The sequence below is a fragment of the Bifidobacterium asteroides genome (assembly GCF_019469425.1).
Lineage (GTDB): Bacteria > Actinomycetota > Actinomycetes > Actinomycetales > Bifidobacteriaceae > Bombiscardovia > Bombiscardovia asteroides_I.
Window position 1 is genome coordinate 1,181,630 of sequence record NZ_CP048272.1, and the last position, 18,979, is coordinate 1,200,608.

An 18,979-nucleotide genomic window follows, 5' to 3' on the forward strand; every position below is an offset into this window, starting at 1 on the left:
ATTCACCCGAGTTTTTGGCATCCTCGGCGCAAGGGGTTCTATGGGCGGGGGCAAGCCGCGATCTTGGCTACACTGGAACCTATGGCACATCGATTGTTCGGTTCACAGTCCTCATTGCGTGAGGCCAACCGTGCACTACTGCTGGATACGATCCGAAGATTCGGCGCCATGACCCAGATCGAATTGGCTGAAAATACCGGGCTCTCAACAGCAACTGTCTCCAACCTGGTACGTCTGATGGGCGATCAGGGACTTCTGGAGACATCCTCCACCACAAGAAACGGCCGCCGCGCCACGCTGGTCATGCTGGCCCGCCGCAAGGGCCTCGGGGTCGGGCTCTACATCGGCCGCCACGAGATGCGACTGGAAGTAGTCGACGCCAGCCATGCCATACTGGCAGAGCATGACATGGCTCTGCCACGCCAGCACAAACCGGACACAACCCTGGAACGGGCCATGATCCTGATCAAGGAGACGCTGACTTCCATCGGTGCCCAATCGGATGAGCTTGTCGGTCTGGGCCTGGCCATGGGGGCCCCTGTGGACTGCAGAACTCACCAGCTGGCCATTCCCGGCATCCTGCGAGGCTGGGACAAACAGGATCTGATAGGCACCTTCCATGAGGCTTTTCAGGTGCCGGTCCAAGTGGACAACGACGCCAACTTCTCAGCCATGGCCGAGCTGAGAATGGGCGCAGCAGTCGGCAGACGAAACTTCGTCTACATCCACGCCAACGACGGGGTGGGCGCGGGAATCGTCATCAACGGCGAGATGTGGCGGGGCACCACCGGGCTTGCAGGCGAGATAGGCCATGTTCAAGTGGACCCCTTGGGCGATATCTGCATCTGCGGCAACCGCGGATGCCTGAATACGGTGGTGGACGAGAGCCGCTTGGTCTCCTTGCTCAGCGTGACCCACGGGAACATGACTCTGGAGGATCTGGTGGCCAATGCCGTCAAGGGGACCCAGGGTGCAGACGGATCGTGGGAGATGCGGCCATCCGCATCGGCAATGTAGTGGCCGATCTTTGCAACGCCGTGGATCCCGAAGTAGTGGTCCTGGGAGGCATCCTGAGCACAACCGAAGACGTCTTTCTGGATCCCCTCCGAGAGACTCTTCAGCGCTTGCTTTTCCCTGACGCCATGGTTCCCATGGAAGTGCTCCCTGCCCGCTATCCGATTACCGGATCGGCTCTAGGAGCAGCTATGATGGCTGTCGATAGCGTCAACGAACACATTGATGTGTCCACAAAATCCGCAGGTCGATCATCGTAGAGGAGGTGACCTGGATTGCATGAAACCGCTGTCTTGATGCAGATGGACGACCTCTGCATCAGGTTCGGATTCGTTGAGGCCCTCAAACACATAAACCTGGATATTCGTCAACACGAAGTGCTCGCCGTCGTGGGCGACAATGGAGCAGGCAAGTCCACTCTGGTCAGGATTTTGTCCGGATTGATCCGACCCGACCAGGGTACCTTGTTCTGGAAGGGCCGACCGACCAGCATTCCCTCGATCAGAGTCGCCAATCAGTTGGGCATTGCAGCCGTCTTCCAGGGGCAGGACTTCTGCGACAACCTGGATGTCTCCTCCAACCTCTTCCTAGGCAAGGAACTGCGCGATCGACACCATCGTCGCGATGACGAAGCCATGCGTCGGCGCACCCGTCAGGTCCTCCAGTCGCTGTCCTCCCCTATCCGCGTGGGCCAACCCATGGCCACCCTTTCCTTGGGACAAAAACAGACCGTATCGATCGCCAGGACCCTGCTGGACAATCCCGAGCTGATCCTGCTGGACGAGCCGACGGCCTCCTTATCCGTCATGCAGTCCGCCGAGGTGCTCAACTACATCAAGCGCATGCGTTCAGAGGGCCGCAGCATCCTTATGGTCTGCCACGATCTGCCGGACGTTTTCGCGGTTTCTGACCGCATAGCAGTCATGCGTCAGGGACGGCTGGTAGGAGTTCTTCCTACGGCCAAGACATCTTATGAAACTGTAATAGCGCTGATTTCAGGCATTGATCCTGAGGACGTCATACAGGACCAGGGCCAGCTGGATGCCATGGCCAGGGCCAACGCCCGCGCCCACGCCCTGCGCGGTACCAGAAAGGCCCTGCCCGAGAAATCATGAACAAAGGAATCCTAGAATGCAGCTGACCGATACCCTTCCGACCATCGTCTGTGCCCTGATAGGACTGGCAGTGGGACTGATAGACGGACTTTTGCCAAAGAGCAACGACCGGCAGACCGATTCTCAGCAACGCTGGACAGCGGTTTTCTCCCTGATAGGAACCGGCATGGTAGTAATTCTCATTCTGCTGGGACGTGACCTGACCTCCTGGGTGGCCATCGGCGCTGTGGTCCTAGGGTTGTTGCTCGGCATGATACCACCCCACTGAACAGGGCTGCGCTCAAGACTTGGCCATGGCTGAGGCCCCGCACCGACGATCAGCGCCGAAAGCGTCGCTGAAAGCCGGAAATCTCCCTTTTGCGGTTATTTTCGGCTCCTGACCGTCTCCTCCTTGGTGCCTGCCTGCCGAAAGAGATGACGGACGTTGTGCCAGATGCGCCTGGTGACCCCTGAGTGATTCATGGAGTAGAGGTGGATACCGTCTACTCCATGGGCCACCAGATCTGCGATCTGCTGTGAGGCGTAGATGATGCCTGCTTCGCGCAGGCTGGCCCGGTCGTCCCCCCAGCGCTCCAGGATGGACTCAACCGCTGCCGGGATCCGGGCCTGGCAGACCCGGCTCATATGCCGGACCTGGCCCTCGTTGGTGATGGGCATGATCCCTGCCTCAATGGGCACTAGAATGCCCGCTGCCCGAGCCCGGTCCAGGAAGTCCAGAAAATCGGCGTTGTCATAGAAGAGCTGCGAGATCAGATGGTTGACACCGGCATCCACCTTGATCCGCAGATGTTCAATATCCTCTTCGGGCGAGGAGGCCTCCGGGTGTGTCTCCGGATAACAGGCGCCATAAATCGGCAGGTTCGGCCGACGGAACCGGATGTAGGCGGCCAGATCGCTGGCATGGTCGAAGACCCCTGCGGGCTCGCGGCCCTCCACGCTGTCGCCACGCAGGGCCAGCACCGCTGCCACCCCTGCGTCGTCGAACATGTCCAGGGCCTGATCGATCACCTCGCGGTCCGCATACCGGGCAGTCAGGTGTGCCACGGCAGGGATGCCGTACTCGGTATGGATGGTCTTGGATATGCGGGCCGTGGCTGTGCGGTCCGAGCGGCGGCCGGTCCCGTAAGTCACCGAGATGAAGTCGGGCATCAGCCCTTCCAGGCCATCCAGGGTGTCATAGATGGTGCCCACCGGGGCATCGCGCTTGGGGGGAAAGACCTCCAGGGAAAAAATAGGCTCATGCACGATCTGACACCTGACTGGACGATAGCTCCGCACGCACCTGATGGGCGGCGGCCACCATGTGCTCCAAGCTGGGCCAGGTCTCCTTCTCGCCACGGGTCTTGAGCCCACAGTCGGGGTTGATCCAGACCTTGGCCGCGTCCAGCTTCTTCAGGATGGCATGGATCCGTTCCGCAATCTCATCAGTGGAAGGGATGCGCGGTGAGTGGATGTCGTAGACTCCAGGGCCCGCCTCGGTCTCAAACTTGGCCTCCTGGATGGCATCCAGGACGGTCAGGTCGGAGCGGGAGGCTTCGAAGGAGATCACATCGGCGTCCATGGCATCAATGTCCTTGATGATGTCGTTGAACTCCGAGTAGCACATGTGGGTGTGAATTTGTGTAGTTGGTTTGACCCCGGAATGAACGAGCCGGAAGGCGGGAATGGCCCAGTCCAGGTATCGGCTGTGCCAGTCGGAGCGTCGCAACGGCAACTTCTCGCGCAGGGCGGCCTCGTCGATCTGGATGATGCGGATACCCGCGGCCTCCAGGTCCAGAACCTCGTCACGGATGGCCAGAGCCAGCTGGCGGGTCTGCTGCTTGTGATCGATGTCCTCGCGTGGCCAGGACCAGTTGAGAATGGTCACCGGCCCGGTCAGCATCCCCTTGACCACATGCTTGGTCCGGGACTGGGCATATGAGGACCAGCGCACAGTGATGGGCCGGGCGCGGGAGATGTCTCCCCAGACGATGGGAGGCTTGACGCAGCGGGTGCCGTAGGACTGGACCCAAGCATTCCGGGTGAACAGGTAGCCCTTGAGGTTCTGGCCGAAGTACTCGACCATGTCGTTGCGCTCGAACTCGCCGTGGACCAGAACATCCAGGCCAATCTGTTCCTGGTGGTCGATGACCTGGTCGATTTTGCGGGCGATGAAGTCGTCGTAGTCCTTCCGGCTGATCTCCTTCTTGCGCAGGCGGGCCCGTTGGGCGCGAACTTCAGCGGTCTGGGGGAAGGAGCCGATGGTGGTGGTGGGCAGCAGGGGCAGACCCAGCTCCTGGGCCTGGATCCTCTGGCGTTCGGGCCGGGCGGGGGTACGCACGAAGTCCCCGTCCTCAAGACCGGCCAGGCGTTGCTGCACCTGCGGGTCAGGCTGGACGCGGCTGCCGTCGAAGAGCTTCTGATTGTCAGCAAGGGCCTTGCTGGAGCGGCGCTGGTCCTCATTGGCATCGGCCAGCTGGGCCAGGTCGTGCAGCTCGCCCAGCTTCTCCAGGGCGAAGGCGAAGTGGGGCCGCACGGTGACGGCATCCAGCCCGTTCTCGTCGGCCACGGTGTAGGGCACGTGCAGGAGGGAACACGCTGTGGACACCACCACGTTCGAGGTCACCTGGTGCAGGGCATCCAGCAGGCCCAGGCTGACTGCGTAGTCGTTGCGCCAGATGTTGCGGCCGTTGACCAGGCCGGCGAAGATGGTGGTTGCCTCCGGCACGCCGTGTTCCTTGAGGGCCGCCAGATTCTCGTCCCTGCCCTCGACCAGATCCAGGCCGATGCCGTCGAAGCCCATGGCAACCAGCAGGCCATAGCAGTCGCCCACATGGCCGAAGTATGTGTTGAGCAGGATGCGGACCTTGCCCTGGTCGCTCTGGCGGGCTCTGAGGATAGGTTCATAGAGGGTCTCGAAGAGGTCCTGGTCGCCTGGTTCCTTGTCCAGGACCAGATAGGGCTCGTCCAGCTGCACCCAGTCGGCGCCAAGGCCGATGAACCGCTCCAGAATGTCCGCATAGGCCTTGGCCAGGTCCTGGACCAATGCCGGGTCGGGATCCAGCACCTCGCCCTGGGGACCACGTGCCAGTTTCAGGAAGGTGTAGGGGCCGATCAGCACCGGCTTGGCGGCGATGCCCTGCTCGCGCGCCTCCTGGAACTCCTTGAAAGGCTTGTCGCCTTCGAGTGCGATTTCAGTGTCCTGATCGATCTCGGGCACCAGGTAGTGGTAATTGGTGGTGAACCACTTCTTCATGGGCAAGGCGGTCACGTCACCCTGCTCCCCCTGGTAGCCGCGGCCCATGGCGAAAAGGGTGTCCTCGGGGCACAGGCCCAGCTTCCGATAGCGCTCGGGTACGACGCCGAGGAGGATGGAGGTATCCAAGACCTGGTCGTAGTAGCTGAAATCATTGACGGGAATCAGGTCGACGCCAGCCTCCTGCTGAAACTGCCAGTGCCTGGCCCGCAGATCGGCGGCCGTGCGCCGGACCTCGTCCAGATCCCGTTCGCCCTTCCAATAGCCTTCGATGGCCCGCTTGAGTTCGCGGTGCGCGCCGATGCGCGGGAATCCGGACACGGATGTAATCGCTGCCATGAAACCTCCCAGTTTCGTCCTGATGTCTTTGGTCAGCCTATCAGCGGCGGGGGGAGGCCGGTAATTGGTGCAAATAAGGTGTCGCCATAACCTGAATTGATAACGAGAAGACGGCAGGCACGGGACTGATGCTCGCTAAGCCTGCCCGCAGAAGGTTGCCTCTAGCTTGTTCTGCCGGTCAGCCCTCCAGGTCTTGGGGGCCCAGAATGCCAAGCAAACGGGCCTGGTGGGTTCCCCAGTCGTTCAAGGGCCGCTCGGAGCCCAGCAGGACCATAGTAGCCGGTGGCAGCCCAAGATTGAGCAGGTCCAAAAGGTCGGGATCGGAGTTGCCCTCGGCCAGCCACTGTGAGCAGATAGACATGGTGGGCTCATGACCTAGGATCAGGACCCGGTGGTCACGGTCCTCGGCCTGCACCAACTGGTCGAAGACCGCCTGCATGCCGGATTCATAGAGAGATTCCCGGTAATCGACACGGGGCCGGTCGCCCAGAGGTTTCAGCATGCCATCCAGGGTCTGACGGGCCCGGGGCGCACCCGAACAGATGATGCGGTCTGGCACCAGACCCAAAGCAGCCAATCCACGGCCCATGATCCGGGCCTGTTTCTGGCCACGGTCGGTCAGCTTGCGGCTGCGGTCGCCCTGTGACCCCTGGCGTTCGGTCTTGGCATGACGCATGAGCATAAGGGTTCGGCTGCACCGCCGCAGATCCTCAGCCTTCATACCCTTTCGCAAACCCATTCACGCTTCCTTTCCCGACGATCTCATCAGTCGCCCTTACCATTATGACAAAGCCCAGAGGATACGCTGACCCTGCGCGATCAGTCTTCCTGATCCTCCCTGCCTTGCAGAGTGCGCACCTGATGGTCCAGGTCACGCAGCACCTTGCGCAGTTTGCGATCGGAGACACGGCGCAGCTCCAGATCCGCCAACTCGCGCCCCTGACCGAAGTCGCTGCTCTCGGTGGGCGGCCGACCCTGATCCACGTCAGTCTGGTAGTCCTTGGTAGCCCGGATATGCTTGCGCAGAGCCTGCTGACCGGGAGCCATGGCCCTGCTGGTCAACAAGAAGCCGGTGTGCCCGATCATCTCGTGCTCGGGTCGGACCGCCAGACCGTCGGCCTTCCAGGAACGCTCCAGGCTCTCCATGATCTCGGGCTCGGTCCATCGGCCATCGGCGCGCAGGGCCTCGGCCAGTCGGCTGAGCTGGGTGGTGGTGGTCACGTAGGCGGTCAGCACGCCGCCGGGAGCCATGACACGGTAGGCCTGATCCAGGCGGTTCCAGGGGTCCAGCATGTCCAGAACAATACGGTCGAATTCGTCCTCGGGCAGGTCGGCCGCAACTGTGTCGAAGTCGCCAGTGCGCAGGTCCCACTGGGCAGGGCGCCGCCCAAAGAAGACAGTGGCATTGCCCACGGCTACCCGGGCGAACTCCTCCCGCCGCTCGATGCTGGTCAGCTTCCCCTCCGCGCCAATGGCATCCAACAAGCCCAGGCTCATGGCCCCTGAGCCGGCCCCCGACTCCAAGACCCTCATGCCCGGAAGGATGTCGCCCAGGAGGATGACCCTGGCCACATCCTTGGGGTACATGATCTGGGCGCCGCGAGGCATGGAGAGGATATAGTCCTCCAGCCGGGGGCGCATGACGGTGAAGGCCCAGCCGCCGATGCTTCGCGAAGACTTCCATGGCTGGGCCCTGTCAGACGCCTCTGTATCAGTGTGGTCATTCGGCTTGTGACGCATCTGCCGCCACTCGTCAGCCGAAATTGTGACGACCACGGATCCCTCGGGCAGACCAATCATGGCCTCGTGCGGCAGAAGACCATGGTCGGTCTGGGTCAGGCCGCCAGGTTCCAGCATCACCGTCAGCTTGCGGCCGCGCCGGTCGGTCAGCTGGACCCGCTCCCCTACACTCAGCGGACCGTTTCTAAGGCTCATGCCCCCTCAGTCCTCCTCGCCCTTGGTGAACTGGGAGTTGTAGAGGGAGGCATAGGCGCCGCCACGCTCCAGAAGCTGGTCGTGGGTGCCCTGCTCGACCACCGAGCCGTGGTTGACCACCAGGATCAGGTCGGCGTCGCGGATGGTGGACAGCCTATGCGCGATGACGAAGGAGGTCCTGCCCTTGCGCAGGGTGTTCATGGCCTGCTGGACCAGCAGCTCGGTCCTGGTGTCCACTGAGGATGTGGCCTCGTCCAGGATCAGGATGTCCGGATCGGACAGAAAGGCCCGGCAGATGGTCATCAGCTGGCGTTCGCCCTGGCTGAGCTCGCTGCTGTCCTCGTTGAGAACGGTGTCATAACCTTGGGGCAGCTTGCGGATGAACTCGTCCACGTGGGTGGCCTTGGCGCCCTCGATCATGGTCTGCTCAGGGATGGTCTGCCCCTCGCCCAATCCGTAGAGCAGGTTGTCGCGAACAGTGCCGTCGAAGAGCCAGGTGTCCTGCAGGACCATGCCGAAGTGGCTGCGCAGGTCTTGGCGCGTCACTCTGGAGGTGTCCACGCCGTCGATGGTGATGCGCCCGCCCTGGATCTCGTAGAAGCGCATGAGCAGGTTGACCAGGGTGGTCTTGCCCGCCCCAGTCGGCCCGACGATGGCGATGGTCTGCCCAGGCTTGGCTTCGATGGACAGGTCCTTGATCAGCGGCTCAGCCGGATCGTAAGAGAAGCGGACGTGGTCGAAGCGGACATGGCCCTCGACCTTGCCTCCGGTCTCCTGGCCCAGATGGTCGGGATGCTCGATGTCCGGCATCTCCTCGGCCTCGTCCAGGAAGTCGAAGACCCTGCGGCAGGAGGCCAGGGAAGATTGGAGCATGGTGCCCATGGAGGCCAGCTGGCCGATGGGCTGGGAGGCCTGACGGGTGTACTGGGTGAAGGCCTGCAGGCCGCCCAGGCTCATGCTTCCGTTGAGCACGTGCACGCCGCCGACGATGACTACGATCACGAAGCTCAAGTTGCCGAAGAAGGTCGACATAGGCGTGACCAGAGCCGAGAAGAAGGACGCCTTGAAGCTGGCCTGGTAGAGCTCCTGGTTGCGCTCCTCAAACTCCTCCTCCGCCTTGCGTTGGTGGCCGAAGGCCCGGACCACCATGTGGCCGGAGAACATCTCCTCCACGTGGCTGTTTACCTGGCCGGTGCGAATCCACTGCCTGGTGAACTGCGGCTGGGTCTTCTTGAGGATGATGCCCGCGCACAGGGCCATGACCGGGATGATGATGAAAGCGATCAGGGTCAGCAGGGGCGAGATGGTCAGCATCATGATGAAGGCGCCGATGATGGAGAAGACCGAAAAGAGCAGCTCGCCCAGAATCTGCTGCAGGGTGCCCGAGATGTTGTCGATGTCGTTGGTGGTCCGGCTCATGACTTCGCCGCGCGGGGTCCGGTCGAAGTACTGCAGGGGCAGCCGGTCCAGCTTGTCCTCGATCTGCCTGCGCATGGTGTAGACCGCGTCGGAGACCAGCCGGGTCATCAAAAAGTTCTGCACCAGCCTGACCAAGATGGAAATCAGGTAGATGCCGATGACAAACATGAGGATGGTGCCAAAGCGCCCCCAATCGATGCCCACGCCCACCTGGACGTTCATGGAGTCGATCATCCGGGCGAACTTGTCCTGGCCGCGGGACTGCAGGTAGGTGACCACAGCCTGCTTGGGGGTGCCGGGCTTGGCGCCCATCTTGACCAGCATGGAACCCAGCAGTCCCTCGAAGAGGACGTTGGTGGCCTCGCCCATGACCTTGGGTCCGATGACTATCATGGCCACGGCGGTCATGCCGGCGAGGACCATGACAATGACCCTCCAGGGGCTGACCAGCAGGTAACGGACCAGTCGGCCCACGGTGTGACGGTGTGCACCCACAGCTTGCGAGCCTGTATTTACGCTCAAGTTCTTAGCCATCTACTCGGCCCTCCCCTCGTCAATGCTGAGCTCTTCCACGTCGGGACCCTGCCCGCCCTGGGACTGGACGATCTCCTGATAGGTTGGGCAGTCCTCCATGAGCTGGTCGTGGGTGCCCCGGCCCACGATGCGGCCTCGGGCCAGGACCAGAATCTGGTCGGCCTGGCGGATGGATGCCGCCCTCTGGGCCACGACGATCTGGGTGGCCTCGCGGGTGACCGGCACCAAGGCCTCATGCAGGGCGCGGTCGGTGGTCATGTCCAGTGCGGAGAAGGAGTCGTCGAAGGTGTAGATGCGGGGGTTGCGCAGGATGGCCCTGGCCATGCAGAGCCGCTGCTTCTGCCCGCCAGAGAAGTTGGTGCCGCCCTCAGCCACACGAGCGTCCAGGCCCTCGGGGATCTCACGAACGAAGTCCTCGGCCTGGGCGATGCGCAGGGCCTGCCAGATGCGGTCGTCGTCGGCATCAGGGTCCCCGTAGTGCATGTTGTCACGGATGGTGCCGGTGAAGAGGGTGGCCTTCTGCGGGACCGGCCCAAAGATCAGGGCCAGCCGGTCGGGGTCGTACTCGCGCACGTCATGGCCATCCACCAGGACCTGGCCGTCGGTGACGTCGAACATGCGGTTGGCCAGTCGGATGATGGTGGACCTGCCGGATCCGGTGGCCCCGATGAGGGCCGTCGTGGTGCCCGGCCGGGCGGTGAAGGAAATGTCCGAAAGGACCGGATCCTGGGCGCCCGGGTAGCTGAAGTCCACGTGCTTGAACTCCAACAGTCCCTGGGGGTGCTCATTGCGGTAGGGGTGCTCGGGAGCGGTGATCTCGCTGGTGGCCTCCAGGACCTCATTGATCCTTCGGGCGGCCACAGCAGCCCTGGGCAGCATGACCGACATCATGGCGGCCATCATCAGGCCAGACAGGATGATCATCAGGTACTGGATGAATGCCTGCAGGGCGCCGATCTGCATGGCTCCGGAGTCGATACGGCGGCCGCCGAACCACATGATGGCCACGTTGGACATGTTCAGCAGGAACCACATGAGCGGCACCATCATGCTCATCAGCCGGCCGGTGGAGATCAGGACGCCGTAGACGTCGCGGTTGGCCCTGTCGAAGCGGGCGGCCTCGGTCTTCTCGCGGACGAAGGCGCGGATGACGCGCACGCCGGAGATCTGCTCGCGGACCAGGCGGTTGACCGAGTCCAGCATGTTCTGCAGGCGGGTGAACAGGGGTCCCATCCTGCCCATGAGCACCAGGGCCACCAGGAGGACCAGGGGGACGATGACCGCCAGGGACCAGGTCAGGGGGCCGTCCTGGCGCAGGGCCAGAATCAGGCCGCCGATCAGCATGACCGGGGCCTGCAGAATGATCATCAGAGTCTGCATGGTGGTCATCTGCATCTGCTGGACGTCGTTGGTGGTGCGGGTGATCAGGGAACCTGCCGAAAAGCGCTCGATCTCGTTGAGGCTGAAGCCCTCCACCGAGGCGAACAGGTCCCTGCGCAGCTCGTAGCCCATCCTCATGGCCAGCCGGGTCGCGCAGTAGACGGCGACCACGTTGGCCACGATCTGGATGGCGGTGATGCCCATCATCTGCCAGCCGATCCGGTAGATGGCATTCTGGTCGCCTACGGCCACGCCCTTGTCGATGATGTCTGCCTGCAGGTTGGGCAGGTAGAGGTTCAAGGCCGTCTGCGCCACCTGAAAGAGCACCAGAACGGCCACCTGGAGCCAGTAAGGCCGCAGGTAGCGAGTCCATATCTTGATCACGTCAACATCCTTCACGCTTACAGGTCTGCCGCGGTCCCCGGCAGACAAACCACCACAGTCTATACCCATGCCCTGGGGAACGAATTTGCTATTCCTTGAGCTGATAGGGGCGTGTCAGAACGGGTCCGCGGGCAGTAACGTTCAGACGGCGAAGGCACCCCAGCGTCCGCCGCGGTGAACCACGGTCAGGTCCAGACCGAAGAGCTCGCTCAGGCGCGGACCGGTCAGTCCACCCTCCAAGGGTCCCTGATAGACGATGGTGCCCGGATCCGGATCGCCGGTGTCTTCGGTGTCGGCAGGACGCCGACCCATCATGGCTATCCGATCGAAACCCGGAGGAATCTCCTCAAGCCGGTGGGTGACCAGGATGACCGTGCGGTCCTTGTCCTCGCGGCCGATGTCGCTCAAGGCCCTGAGCACCAGCTCCCGGCCGCCTAGGTCCAGCCCGGTGGTCGGCTCGTCCAAGATAAGCAAATCAGGATTGGCCATCAGCGCCCGGCAAATCAGCACCCGGCCGCGCTCCCCCTCAGAGAGCCGGTACATGCGCTTGCCCTTGAGGTAGGCGATGCCGAACCGGTCCATGAGGGCCAGGGTGGCCTCCTCCTGATCGGGCGTAAAGGTCTCCTTCCAACGTCCCGTGGTGTCGCTGAAGGCAGTCAGCACCACGTCGTAGGGATCCTCCTGGGGGCTGATGGTCTTGGCCAGGCCGGCCGAGGCCAGCCCTATCCGATGCCGGTAGGAGAAGACGTTCACCTTGCCCAACCGGTTGCCCAGGATGTCCACACTGCCGCTGCTGGGGAAACCCCGGGTGCTCATCATGGCCACCAAGGTTGATTTGCCCACGCCATTGGGCCCGAAGAGCACCCACTTCTGCCCTTGTCCCACCTCAAGGTCGACATCGTCCAGTATGACCCGGCCCTGACGGCGGAATCCTACGTGGTGCATGAGCACGGCCTGTTTTTCAGCCACGCTTTCGCCCATGGTCACAGGGCCGTTCCATAGGAGTCCAGGCGGGGATTGTCTCGGTTGCCTCCCACCAGGAAGAGCCCCAGCACGCCCAGACAGAAGACCGCCGCTATGGCGATGGTGGCCCAGATGGGAACATGGGGCAGCCACATGCAGACCAGGAAGGCCAAGCCTGAACAGATGATCAGGGCCCAGACCAGGATTCGCAGCCACTGACGCACGCCGCTGGGAGCCTTCAGCAGACGAGGGTTGCGGTCGTTGGGGTCCACGGAGTCCTTCTGCAACAGGTCGTCGGTGTGCCCGGCAGGCTTCCACTCGGCGCCCTGGCCCGCCTCAAGCCGACGGGAGCGCTCCTGCAAGGCCCGTTCATCCATCACTCCGGCCCTGCCCTTGGCCGTCATCCTCCGGTCGTCGCTGCCGCCACGGCGGCTCCGCTTGGCCTGCGCCCTACGTTCAGCGCGGTTGGTCATATCCCACTGCCTCCATCCCTTCGATCGGCACCATACCTTTTCATATTAGCGTGGGCGCCGGTCGGCCGCAGGTAGGGTCATGGCGCGCTCATCGGCTCGTATGAGGGCAGGCAGTTCGGTGGCACCGGTCAGATATCGGTCCACGGCAGCCGCACAGGAACGGCCCTCCGCCAAGGCCCAAACCACCAGGGACTGGCCACGCCCGGCATCACCGCAGACAAAAATGCCGTCACGGTCAGTGGCGTAGTCGGCATCACGGGCCACGTTGCCGTGAGCGTCCAGGCCTACGCCGGTCTGTCCGGTCAGGGCGGCCGTCTCCGGATGGGCAAAGCCAACGCTGATCAGAACCAAGTCGGCAGGCAGGACGCGTTCGGTATCGGGATGAGGGATGATTCGGTCCTGATCGTCACGACTGACGTCGACCACGCGAACGCCACGCACCCGTCCCTCACGGTTCCGGTCGAAGCCGGTGGGGACACTGGTCTGGTCCAGATTGATCCGGTCATCGGAACTGTCGCCCAGGTACTCCAGGCTGTCCACTGAGTACTCATAGCGGCCGCCTTCCTCCATGGAGGAGGTGGGGTTGTAGAGCCGGGCATAGGTCGGCCAAGGCCGGTTGTCGGGTCTGGAAGGTGGCTCCCGGGGCCGGATCTGCAGGACGGTGACCGACTTGGCGCCTTGACGCAGGGCCGTGCCCAGGCAGTCCGACCCGGTGTCGCCGCCACCGATGATGATGACGTCCTTGCCGGCTGCATCGATGTCGTTGATGGGCTCGCGGCCCATGAGTTTGCGGGTGGGGTTGGGCAGGAAGTCCATGGCGTAGTGGATGCCCTTGAGCTCCCGTCCGGGCAGATCCACCCGCCGGGGTTCGGTGGAACCAATGGCCACCACCAAGGCGTCATAGCGGGCCCGCAGCTGATCCCAGCCCAGGTCTTGGCCGATTTCGACGCTAGTGCGGAATCGAGTCCCCTCGGCCTCCATCTGCTCCAGCCGACGGTCCAGCAGGGACTTCTCCAGCTTAAAGGCAGGAATGCCGTAGCGCAGCAGCCCGCCAATGGCATCGGCGCGCTCGTAGACCACGACCGTGTGCCCGGCCCGGGTCAGCTGCTGGGCACAGGCCAGCCCTGCGGGGCCCGACCCGACCACAGCCACAGTCATATCGGTCAGCCTCTGAGGCGGTCGGGGCTTGACCAGGCCCAGGGACCAGGCCTGGTCGATGATGGTCTGCTCGTCCAGTTTGATGGTGGTGGCCGGCTGGTGGATGGAGAGCACGCAGGAGGATTCGCAGGGAGCCGGGCAGATCCGTCCCGTGAACTCCGGGAAGTTGTTGGTCAGGCTGAGCCGCTCGTAGGCTTCCTCCCAGCGTCCTCGGGACAGCAGGTCGTTGAACTCGGGGATCAGGTTGCCCAGGGGACAGCCGGTCATGCAGAAGGGGGTGCCGCAGTCCATGCAGCGGGCGGCCTGCTCGGCGGTCCAGGGACCTGGACCAGTGGTCTGATGCACGTCCCGCCAGTCCTTCAGGCGTTCAGCCACTGGGCGTTCGGCGAGCTCGTGCCGGGTGCGTACCTTGAGGAATCCCTTGGGGTCGACCATATCAGTGCGCTCCTTCCATGACCTGGGCGTAGGTGGCGTCCCAGACGCCGGGCGCGTTGAAGTCCACCTGCTCGCGCTCGGCCTTTTCCATGGCCTTCTTCATGGCCAGATAACGGCGGGGAACCAGATGGGTGAACCGAGCCAGCGCGCTTGGCCAGTCCTCCATCAGGGCGGCCGCAGCCTTTGATCCGGTCAGCCGGACATGCTCGGCGACGAGATCTCTGAGCATGGCCGCCTGGTCCCGGTCGGGCTCCAGGGCCAGCAGGGAGCCGTCATTCCAGGCTTCAGGATTGAGCCGTGAGGCATCCATATCCAGCAGGTAGACATCCCCTCCCGAGAAGCCAGCGCCGAAGTTGCGTCCAGTGGAACCCAGAACCACTACCAGGCCGCCGGTCATATACTCGCAGCCGTGGTCGCCCAGGCCCTCGACCACGAAGCGGCCGCCCCCGTTGCGCACGGCAAAGCGCTCCCCGGCCCGTCCAGCTACGAACATATCGCCTGAGGTGGCACCGAATCCTGCCACATTGCCGCAGATGACGGTTTGGTGCGGATCGAAGCGAACTCCCTGGGCAGCGTGGAGGACCAGACGACCGCCGGACAGGCCCTTGCCTGCATAGTCGTTAGCCTCGCCGATCACCCGGATGGTCTCGCCACGAGGGATGAAGGCGCCCAGGGACTGTCCGGCAGAACCTGTCAGCGTGATGTCCACGGTGTTCCGCGGCAGGCCGGCTGCCCCGTATTTGCGAGTGATCCTATAGCCCAGCATGGTGCCCACGCTCCGGTTGACGTTGCGCACGGCTCCCTTGACGGCCACCGGCCGACCCTCATCCAAGGCGTCGACGGCCTGATTGATCAAGTCCACATCCAGGGACTTGTCCAGTTCGTGATCCTGAGCCTGGGTGTGATGCAGCACAGTGCCTGGGGTGGGGCCCGGCTTGCGCAGGATGGCGTCCAGGTTGATGCCCTGGCTTTTCCAGGCGTGCACAGAGGTGTCCCGGCGCAGGCACTCCACGTGGCCGACCGCCTCCTCCAGGCTGGTGAAGCCCAGGGATGCCAGGATCTCCCGCACTTGGCGGGCCATGAACGTAAAGAAGTTGACCAGGTCCTCGGGCCGACCGGTGAAGCGCGAACGCAGCTCCGGATCCTGGGTGGCAATGCCCTGGGGGCAGGTGTTCTTGTGACAGGCCCTCATCATGACGCAACCCTCCACCTGCAGCGCCGTGGTGGCGAAGCCGAACTCCTCGGCCCCCAGCAGAGCTGCTATGACCACATCGCGGCCGGTCTTGAGCTCACCGTCGCACTGGACCACAATCCGCGAGCGCAGGTCGTTCATGACCAGGGTCTGCTGGGTCTCGGCCAGACCCAGCTCCCAGGGGGTTCCCGCGTGCTTGATGGCATTGAGGGGCGCCGCTCCTGTGCCGCCGTCCTGGCCGGAGATGAGGACCACGTCGGCATGGCACTTGGCCACGCCTGCGGCCACGGTTCCCACCCCGTGCTCGGAGACCAGCTTGACATGGATGCGGGCTCGAGGGTTGGCCATCTTCAGGTCGTGGATGAGCTGCTTGAGGTCCTCGATGGAGTAGATGTCATGGTGGGGAGGAGGCGAGATGAGCTCGACCCCGGGTGTGGAGCGCCTGACCTGGGCTATCCAGGGCGGGACCTTGGCGCCGGGAAGGTGTCCGCCTTCACCCGGCTTGGCTCCCTGGGCCAGCTTGATCTGCAAGTCGGCGGCCGAGACCAGGTAGTCGCTGGTCACCCCGAACCGAGCCGAGGCCACCTGCTTGATGCGGCTGGTCCTGGCAGGGTCTGCAATCCGGTCCGGAGACTCGCCGCCCTCGCCCGAGTTGGACCTGGCCCCCAGCCGATTCATGGCCAGGGCCATGGTCTCATGAGCCTCCTGGGAAATGGACCCATAGCTCATGGCGCCGGTGGAGAAGCGGGTGACGATGGACTCGGCGGGCTCCACCTGGTCCAGTGGTATGGGTGCCCTGCCGGAGTGCAGCTCCATGAGGCCACGCAGGGTCATGCCCCGCTTGGCCGCCGCGTTCACATGGTCGGTGTAGGCCCTGAAGAGCCCGTAGTCCCCGCGCTTGGTGGACTGCTGGAGCAGAAAGATGGATTCGGGGTCGTTCAGATGGTCCTCGCCGGTGCGCCGCCAGTGGTAGTTGCCGCCTGTCTCCAGATCATGCCCGGATCCGGCGGTCCACTCGATGGGGTAGGCCACCCGGTGGCGCTGGGCCACCTCGGCAGCTATCTCATCCAGGCCTATGCCGCCCACCAGGGAGGTGGTGCCGGTGAACCAGCGGTCAATGACCTCACGGCTCAGCCCGACGGCCTCGAAGAGCTGGGAGCCACGGTAGGACATAATGGTGCTCACGCCCATCTTGCTCATGATTTTCAGGACCCCGGTGCTCAGGGCCCTGACCAGGTTGGCAGAGGCCTTTTTGGCGTCCACATGCAGGTCGCCGCTGTTGGCCAGGTTCTCCACGGACTCCAGGGCCAGGTAGGGGTTGACGCAGGCGGCGCCGTAAGCGATCAGCAGGGCCACATGGTGGACCTCGCGCACATCGCCGGCCTCCACTGCCAAAGAGACCTGCGTGCGGGTATGCTGACGAAGCAGATGGTGCTGGACTGCCCCAGTCAGCAGCAGGGAGGGTATGGGTCCCCAGATGTGGTTGGAGTCCCTGTCTGACAGGACAAGCACATTGCAGCCCTCCTCGATGGCCTGGTCCACCTCCCTTTCGATGGCTTCCAGACGCTCCTCGAGGGCCTTGCCGCCTCCGGCCACTTGGTAGAGGCCGCGGATCAGACGGGGGCGGAAACGGCCTTCCAGGACTGGCGCCCGGTCCAGGCGCTTGATCTGTGCCATCTGCACGGAGTCCACCACAGGCAGGTCGACGTGGATTTTCCAGGCGTGCTCGGGGGTGTCCTCCAAAAGGTTGGGCTCAGGGCCGATGGCTGAGGCGATGCTGGTCACCAGCTCCTCGCGCTCCCAGTCCAGAGGCGGGTTGGTGACCTGGGCGAATTTCTGGGTGAAGTAGTCGAAGAGCAAGCGGGACCGGCATGAGAGCACGGCGATGGGCGCGTCATTGCCCATGGACCCGATGGGTTCGCCGCCGCTTTCGGCCATGGGCCCCAGCAGCATGGTCAGGTCCTCCCGGGTGTAGCCGAAAGCCTGCTGCCTGCGGTGAACCGAGATGCGCGAGTAATTGACATGCTCGCGCTCGGGAAGGTCGTCCAGACGGACAGTCCGCTCGGAAACCCACTTCCTGTAGGGGTGCAGACCGGCCAGCTGGTGTTTGATCTCATTGTCGGGCACTATCCGGCCCTCTTTGGTGTCCGCCAGGAACATGTGTCCCGGCTCCAGCCTGCCCTTGACGACGATGGATTCCTGGGGCGTATCCTCCAGGACGCCGGCCTCCGAGGCCAGGACCAGGTGGCCGTCCTCGGTCAGCTGCCAGCGGCCCGGACGCAGGCCATTGCGGTCCAGCTGGGCGCCCACCAGGGTTCCGTCGGTGAAGACGATGGCCGCCGGTCCGTCCCAGGGCTCAATCAGTGTGTCGTTGTACTGGTAGAAGGCCTTCAGGTCCGGGTCCATGTCCGGATCCTGCTGCCAGGCCGGAGGCATCATCATGGAGACTGCATGGGGCAGGGACCGTCCGGCCAGGTGAAGCAGCTCCAGGGTCTCGTCGAAGGTGCCCGAGTCTGAGGCGCCAGGCGTATTGACCGGCAGCAGCTGGGCCATGTCGCCCAAGAGCTCCGAGCTCAGCTTTCCCTCGCGGGCCGACATCCAGTTGCGGTTGCCCTGGATGGTGTTGATCTCCCCGTTGTGGGCGATCATCCGGAAGGGCTGGGCCAGGGGCCAGGAGGGGAAGGTGTTGGTGGAGAAGCGGGAGTGGACGATGGCCAGGCGGGCCTTCATGGCCGGATCGCTCAAGTCGGGGAAGAAGCCCTGCAGCTGCTTGGCGGTCAGCATGCCTTTGTAGGTGATGGTCCGGCAGGACAGGGAGGCGAAGTAAACGCCCAGCTCGTGCTCGGCACGCTTGCGGACCCGGTACCCCAGCCGCTCCAGGTCCAGTCCTCCTCGGCCCTGAGGGCCGGCGTCGCACATGATGGGCATAAGGAATCGCGGCATGGAGGCCAGAGCCTGCAGACCCAGTCCGCCCGGGTCGGAGGGCACTGCCCGCCAGGCCAGGACACGCAGTCCCTCCTGGCCTGCAATCGATGCGATGGCCTCCTCCTGGCTGGCAGCCTGTGCCGGATCCCTGTCCAGGAAGGCCATGCCCGCCAGATAGCGGCCGGCTTCAGGCAGATCCTGGTAGACACGGGTGCGCATGAACTCGTCAGGCATGGAGAGCATGATGCCGGCCCCATCGCCGGTGTTGGGCTCGGCTCCCACGGCCCCTCTGTGGTCCAGGTTGACCAGGACGCGGATGCCCTGCTCAACAATCAGTCTTTCGTCCTGTCGGTTGAGGGTGGCCACCATGCCGAAACCGCAGGCATCGTGTTCCGTATCAGGGTCATAGAGCCCTTGCGGGCCGTGGACATGCAGATCGAGGGGGGCCGTGAATGACACCGCAATCACCTCATTCGTG

At 63.7% G+C, this 18,979-nt stretch carries 12 protein-coding genes and 1 pseudogene; 3 read left to right on the forward strand and 10 right to left on the reverse strand.

Features of this window, described 5'->3' with window-relative positions; all coding sequences use genetic code 11:
• Positions 1 to 81: 81 nt before the first annotated feature.
• The 3 genes and pseudogenes from GYM67_RS04845 to GYM67_RS04855 all read left to right on the forward strand — a co-directional run bounded on the left by GYM67_RS04845 (position 82) and on the right by GYM67_RS04855 (position 2,397).
• Positions 82 to 1,274, forward strand: a pseudogene (locus GYM67_RS04845) (ROK family transcriptional regulator).
• Between the two features lie 15 nt (positions 1,275 to 1,289).
• Entirely contained in the window at positions 1,290 to 2,129 is an 840-nt protein-coding gene (locus tag GYM67_RS04850; protein ID WP_258561443.1) for an ATP-binding cassette domain-containing protein, read from the forward strand.
• Positions 2,130 to 2,145: 16 nt separating this feature from the next.
• Positions 2,146 to 2,397: a hypothetical protein gene (locus tag GYM67_RS04855; protein WP_220235866.1), complete on the forward strand. Its 252-nt coding sequence runs from the start codon at positions 2,146 to 2,148 to the stop codon at positions 2,395 to 2,397.
• A 95-nt stretch (positions 2,398 to 2,492) separates the two neighbouring features.
• On the opposite strand, the gene metF is transcribed toward GYM67_RS04855, so the two are convergent.
• The 10 genes from metF to gltB all read right to left on the reverse strand — a co-directional run bounded on the left by metF (position 2,493) and on the right by gltB (position 18,960).
• Positions 2,493 to 3,374: a methylenetetrahydrofolate reductase [NAD(P)H] gene (metF, locus tag GYM67_RS04860; protein ID WP_220235867.1), complete on the reverse strand. Its 882-nt coding sequence runs from the start codon at positions 3,372 to 3,374 to the stop codon at positions 2,493 to 2,495.
• Entirely contained in the window at positions 3,367 to 5,703 is a 2,337-nt protein-coding gene (gene metE / locus GYM67_RS04865; RefSeq protein WP_220235868.1) for a 5-methyltetrahydropteroyltriglutamate--homocysteine S-methyltransferase, read from the reverse strand. Before metE ends, metF begins: the two co-directional genes overlap by 8 nt.
• A 178-nt stretch (positions 5,704 to 5,881) precedes the next feature.
• Positions 5,882 to 6,442, reverse strand: coding sequence for a SixA phosphatase family protein (locus tag GYM67_RS04870; RefSeq protein WP_220235869.1), 561 nt, complete (start codon positions 6,440 to 6,442; stop codon positions 5,882 to 5,884).
• Positions 6,443 to 6,522: 80 nt separating this feature from the next.
• Complete coding sequence (locus tag GYM67_RS04875) at positions 6,523 to 7,638, reverse strand: tRNA (adenine-N1)-methyltransferase (protein WP_220235870.1); 1,116 nt, start codon at positions 7,636 to 7,638, stop codon at positions 6,523 to 6,525.
• A 6-nt stretch (positions 7,639 to 7,644) separates the two neighbouring features.
• A complete protein-coding gene (locus GYM67_RS04880) occupies positions 7,645 to 9,591 on the reverse strand; it encodes an ABC transporter ATP-binding protein (RefSeq protein WP_220235871.1) in 1,947 nt (648 codons plus the stop codon).
• Complete coding sequence (locus tag GYM67_RS04885; protein WP_220235872.1) at positions 9,592 to 11,355, reverse strand: ABC transporter ATP-binding protein; 1,764 nt, start codon at positions 11,353 to 11,355, stop codon at positions 9,592 to 9,594.
• A 141-nt stretch (positions 11,356 to 11,496) separates the two neighbouring features.
• Positions 11,497 to 12,336: an ABC transporter ATP-binding protein gene (locus GYM67_RS04890; RefSeq protein WP_220237417.1), complete on the reverse strand. Its 840-nt coding sequence runs from the start codon at positions 12,334 to 12,336 to the stop codon at positions 11,497 to 11,499.
• Between the two features lie 2 nt (positions 12,337 to 12,338).
• Positions 12,339 to 12,791, reverse strand: coding sequence for a DUF2975 domain-containing protein (locus GYM67_RS04895; protein ID WP_220235873.1), 453 nt, complete (start codon positions 12,789 to 12,791; stop codon positions 12,339 to 12,341).
• Positions 12,792 to 12,836: 45 nt separating this feature from the next.
• Complete coding sequence (locus tag GYM67_RS04900) at positions 12,837 to 14,384, reverse strand: glutamate synthase subunit beta (protein WP_220235874.1); 1,548 nt, start codon at positions 14,382 to 14,384, stop codon at positions 12,837 to 12,839.
• A gap of 1 nt (position 14,385) precedes the next feature.
• On the reverse strand, positions 14,386 to 18,960 hold the full coding sequence (gltB, locus tag GYM67_RS04905; RefSeq protein ID WP_220235875.1) for a glutamate synthase large subunit: 4,575 nt from the start codon (positions 18,958 to 18,960) through the stop codon (positions 14,386 to 14,388).
• Positions 18,961 to 18,979: the final 19 nt, after the last annotated feature.

What these genes read in the sequence shown, in the direction of transcription:
- GYM67_RS04855 (WP_220235866.1), top strand. Translation starts at nt 2,146, where the DNA reads ATGCAGCTGACCGATACCCTTCCGACCATCGTCTGTGCCCTGATAGGA.
- metE (WP_220235868.1), bottom strand. Translation starts at nt 5,703, where the DNA reads ATGGCAGCGATTACATCCGTGTCCGGATTCCCGCGCATCGGCGCGCAC.
- GYM67_RS04900 (WP_220235874.1), bottom strand. Translation starts at nt 14,384, where the DNA reads ATGGTCGACCCCAAGGGATTCCTCAAGGTACGCACCCGGCACGAGCTC.
- GYM67_RS04875 (WP_220235870.1), bottom strand. Translation starts at nt 7,638, where the DNA reads ATGAGCCTTAGAAACGGTCCGCTGAGTGTAGGGGAGCGGGTCCAGCTG.
- GYM67_RS04880 (WP_220235871.1), bottom strand. Translation starts at nt 9,591, where the DNA reads ATGGCTAAGAACTTGAGCGTAAATACAGGCTCGCAAGCTGTGGGTGCA.
- GYM67_RS04895 (WP_220235873.1), bottom strand. Translation starts at nt 12,791, where the DNA reads ATGACCAACCGCGCTGAACGTAGGGCGCAGGCCAAGCGGAGCCGCCGT.
- GYM67_RS04870 (WP_220235869.1), bottom strand. Translation starts at nt 6,442, where the DNA reads ATGGGTTTGCGAAAGGGTATGAAGGCTGAGGATCTGCGGCGGTGCAGC.
- GYM67_RS04890 (WP_220237417.1), bottom strand. Translation starts at nt 12,336, where the DNA reads ATGGGCGAAAGCGTGGCTGAAAAACAGGCCGTGCTCATGCACCACGTA.